This is a genomic window from Streptomyces sp. NPDC015032 (assembly GCF_043080425.1).
GTDB lineage: Bacteria > Actinomycetota > Actinomycetes > Streptomycetales > Streptomycetaceae > Streptomyces.
Genome location: NZ_JBIBVN010000036.1, coordinates 74,250 through 78,177 on the forward strand (window position 1 = coordinate 74,250; position 3,928 = coordinate 78,177).

General features: G+C 67.4%; 6 protein-coding genes. 4 read left to right on the forward strand and 2 right to left on the reverse strand.

Features of this window, described 5'->3' with window-relative positions; genetic code table 11:
* The first annotated feature begins 178 nt into the window (after positions 1–178).
* Positions 179–652, forward strand: a complete 474-nt coding sequence (locus ACF08M_RS33440) for a hypothetical protein (RefSeq protein ID WP_392189023.1) — start codon at positions 179–181, stop codon at positions 650–652.
* Positions 653–732: 80 nt separating this feature from the next.
* Here ACF08M_RS33440 and ACF08M_RS33445 read toward each other — a convergent pair whose 3' ends face one another.
* Entirely contained in the window at positions 733–1,014 is a 282-nt protein-coding gene (locus tag ACF08M_RS33445) for a hypothetical protein (protein ID WP_392189024.1), read from the reverse strand.
* 377 nt (positions 1,015–1,391) lie between these two features.
* Here ACF08M_RS33445 and ACF08M_RS33450 point away from each other — a divergent pair, with 377 nt between their 5' ends.
* The 3 genes from ACF08M_RS33450 to ACF08M_RS33460 all read left to right on the forward strand — a co-directional run bounded on the left by ACF08M_RS33450 (position 1,392) and on the right by ACF08M_RS33460 (position 3,390).
* On the forward strand, positions 1,392–1,802 hold the full coding sequence (locus ACF08M_RS33450) for an SsgA family sporulation/cell division regulator (protein WP_392189025.1): 411 nt from the start codon (positions 1,392–1,394) through the stop codon (positions 1,800–1,802).
* A 238-nt stretch (positions 1,803–2,040) separates the two neighbouring features.
* A complete protein-coding gene (locus ACF08M_RS33455) occupies positions 2,041–3,123 on the forward strand; it encodes an AAA family ATPase (RefSeq protein ID WP_392189026.1) in 1,083 nt (360 codons plus the stop codon).
* A gap of 96 nt (positions 3,124–3,219) precedes the next feature.
* Positions 3,220–3,390: a hypothetical protein gene (locus ACF08M_RS33460; protein WP_392189027.1), complete on the forward strand. Its 171-nt coding sequence runs from the start codon at positions 3,220–3,222 to the stop codon at positions 3,388–3,390.
* A 193-nt stretch (positions 3,391–3,583) separates the two neighbouring features.
* On the opposite strand, the gene ACF08M_RS33465 is transcribed toward ACF08M_RS33460, so the two are convergent.
* Positions 3,584–3,928: transposase (locus ACF08M_RS33465; protein WP_392189028.1), on the reverse strand; the 345-nt coding region annotated here is incomplete at its 5' end.

Consider the following 3,928-nt stretch of genomic DNA (forward strand, 5'->3'; position numbering starts at 1 on the left):
GGGGGGGCCGAGCCCGGACGGGTTACCCCACCCGGTGGCCCCACGCGCCCCCGGTGGCCTGGCGGGTGGTGGGCCGGCCCCCCGCCCCCACGACCTGCCCGGTCTCGCGACCGCGCACCGACTCGCTTCCGCCGCCCGTTCAACCCGCGGGCCGCCTTGTCGCCGGCGGCACACGACAGTGCCCGAAAGGAGCTCCCGCAGGGGCGCCTACGACTTCATCACCTCCGGTACCGGCAAGGACGCCGAGCAGGCGTTCGCGCCCGCCTCGTTCACGCCCTCACTGCGTGCGGAGCGGTACGACGAGCTGGTCATGTACGACGACGCGGGGACAGCCAAGCCGTCACAGCGGACGTACGAGAAGGTATGGCAGAGGCAGTGCGGCCCGGACCTCATCATCGAGGACGGCGAGGGCGACCACCGCGTGCGGCCCGTCCGGTTGCGTATCCGCTGGTTCCAGGACGGTGCTGCCGCGCCCCGCTGGAACAGCATCGAGGTGACGGGGCACGTGGTCCTGCCCGACGAGAGCTTGGACCGCCGTCCAGTCCGGGAGATCTGGACCCGCTACCACGCCGAGCTGGGCCAGGTACCCGACTGGTTCCTCCAGTTCGTGAGCGCCAACCCCGCGGCGCCGGTGACCGTCCCGGAGAGCTGACGCACAACACACCCTCCCGCCGCTCGCTCGCTGCGGGCGCTGCCGTCCCGGCTCCTGTCGTGCGAGTGGGGCGTCCAGCTCTATGCGAGCGCCATCACGAAGAAGAGCGCGGCCCCCAAGACGCTCTTCTCGGTAATCACCGAGTACGGCCCCGGCGAGGCGTTCGCCGAGCACTTCTTCACTGCGCCGGGCCGCAATCCCGAGATCGTGCTCGCCGACGAGCAGCGCCGGGCCGCGCTCGTCGCGACGCTCCTGGTGCCGGCAACCGTCACCTCAGCGAGTCCGTGCTCAACGAGGACGAGGGCGTCTATCGCCCGGACAGCAGCGTGCTTCCGATCCGCTGAGTGCCGATACATCGCCATCACCCACACTCCTGCGAAAGCGAGAAGTCTCCATGCCCGCAGACAAGGGCATGGGTAAGAGCCTCATGCTCCGCCTGCTCGCCGAACGGATGCGCGAAGAGCACAGCTGCCCGAGGGCGCCCGGGCCGGCACGAAGGCGTACGACGAATCGCTCGTCGAGAGCCTCGCCGAAGCCTGGCACTACCTCGACCAGTGGGCCATCCACGGCGAGGTCCACTTCGCCGTCAATGCCCTGGCAGAACGCCAGGTACAGCAAGCCGCGCCCGCCATGTCCCCCTCACGACCTCGGCGGGACGGCGGTGTTTGAGCATCGCCGGGCGTTGCCGCCCGCCGCCCGCCTCCACCACGCCTTTCCGCCGAAGAACAGGAATCCACCCATGGGCTTTCCCGGCCTGGAACTGGAGATCCGCGTGTCGCTCGCGGTCGGCCCGGACTTGCGTGTATTCGTCCCCGTGCGGCTCTACTACAAGAACACGGACCTCTACGTGGTGCAGTTCTCCTTCGACGTCACGCCCGACGATGTGGTCCGGTGGACGTTCTCCCGGGAACTGCTCGACCAGGGCCTCACCGCACCTGCTGGCATCGGCGACGTGAAGATCACTCCGATCGGCCCTCACCACAACTGCTTCAGCATCGAACTGGAATCCCCCCACGGATACGCCCGCCTTGAAGGACCGGCAGCTTCCGTCAAGGCATGGCTCGCCAAGACCTTCGAGGCCGTCCCCGCAGGCCGGGAGTCTGAATCCGTCGACATCGACAGCTTCCTCGACGAGCTTCTGACCCGCTGAGCCAAGCACCGCCGCGCACGCCCAGGCAAGGTCCCGGTCGGCGCGGCTTCTTCTCCAGTGGAATTCACACCTTCACGCGAGGCGGCCTGTTCCGCCGCTCCCAGACCTTCGTCGACGTCGCACTCGGCGCCCACCAGGGCCGCATCGCCGAGCTGCACAGCGGGCTTCCGATCCGCTGAGTGCCGCTGCCCCGCCGCCATCTTCACCCACTCAACTCCTGCGAAAGCGAGAAGCCTTCATGCCCGCATCCACGATCGTCGCCTCCGGCGGGGAGTTCCGCCTCTACGGGGACTCCGTGCAGACCTTCGCTGATCTGCCCGTGGCCACCTACACGATCTCCTTCTCCCAGGTGGCCGGCTACAGCGTGCGCCAGACGGAGCCGCTGGCATCCGCCGAGGAGACCGTCTACGGCAGCCACGCCTCCCGTGTACAGCGGATCGTCACCGGCTACTCCGCTATGGACCGTTCGCTCGGCGTCATCCTCTCCGGCGACAAGGGCATGGGTAAGAGCCTCATGCTCCGCCTGCTTGCCGAGCGGATGCGCGAGGAACACCACCTGCCCACCGTGCTCGTGCAGCACGACACGCCGGGGCTGGCCGCCTTCCTCGACGAGCTGGGCGAAGTCGTCGTTGTCTTCGACGAGTTCGAGAAGATCTTCTCCAATGAGGACGACGAGTCGCAGAACCAGTTCCTGAGTCTGTTCGACGGGCTGAGCACGACGAAGCGCCTCTACGTCCTGTCGGTCAACGAGCTGCACCGCGTCAACGACTACATGCTCAACCGCCCCGGCCGCTTCCATTACCACATGCGCTTTTCCTACCCCGAGCCCGAGACGGTGGCCACCTACCTGCGCGACCAGGTGCCCGGAGTGGCCGAGAAGCAGGTGGCCGAGATCGTCGACTTCTCCCGGAAGTACGACATCAACTTCGACCACTTGCGGGCGATCGCCTTCGAGCTGCGCCTGGGCGAGTCGTTCGCTGAGGTGATCGGTGACCTGAACATCAAGCGCAGCGAGAACGCCGGCTCGCGGATCGAGGTCCACATCATCTGGAAGACCGGCGACACCGACGTCTTCGATGGCCGTGTCGATCTGTTCAACAGCGACAGCCTGCAGACCATCAACGACTGGGACACCGGCACCGGGCTGCAGTTCCGCATGCGCGACGCTGTCCCGTACGAGGACGGCTACCAGCTCCCGGATGGTGCCTTCACGCTCACCGAACTCCGTGACGAGGACGACAGGTCGCCCGACGACGAGAAGGACCTGCGTGCCGCCGCGGTGACCTTGCGCCGTCCCCCGCAGTACTCCATCGACTTCTGAGGACGCCCCCATCCGAGCCGCCGAGGAGCCACTCCGGTCTCCTCGGCGGTTCGCTGTCCGGCTCACGCGTTCCTGTACAGAAAGCAGCCTTCGACCATGCCCAAGTACCGCATCGTCTCCGAGCCCGACCCCGACACAGAGCATCGTGAGCCCCGAAGGGCCAACCTTTGCACCGGCAAGGCCCGTCCCGTCACGGTCATCGACTCCGAGGACCTGTCCTGGGCGACCGGGCGTGAGCTGATCTCCTTCAGCAACGACCTCCACTGAACGCCATGCAGCCAGATCCGACTGTGCTGCTCGCCTGCTTGGCCATCGCTGCGATCGGCATCCTGTGCCTCGCCATCAGGGTTGGCCGTAAGCGGCGCTGGCGGGACCCCACCCGGCTTTTCAGCTGGTCCCAGAAGCAGCAGCTCATCCGCCAGGCCAACGGGGCTTTCCCCTTGATCGTGGACACCGGTTGTCATGCGGCGGTGGCCAGCGTAGTTGATCGTTGTTCGTAGGCGATCGGGCTGATCTGGCCGAGGCGGGAGTGCCGTCGGCGGGTGTTGTAGCGGGTTGCCCATCGGAAGACCGCGAGGCGGGCCTCACGGGCCCCGTTCCACCGTTTCCGTCCCTGGAGCGTCTCGCGTTTCATGGTCGCGTTCAGACTCTCCGCGGTGGCGTTGTCCGCGCTCGTGCCCACCGCGCCGCGTGATCTGGTCACGCCGAGTTCCGAGCAGACCTGGGCGAACTCCCTCGACGCGTACTGGGCTCCGTTGTCGCTGTGGAAGATCGCCCCGTGCAGGCCGTCGGCGCCGCGGGCCGC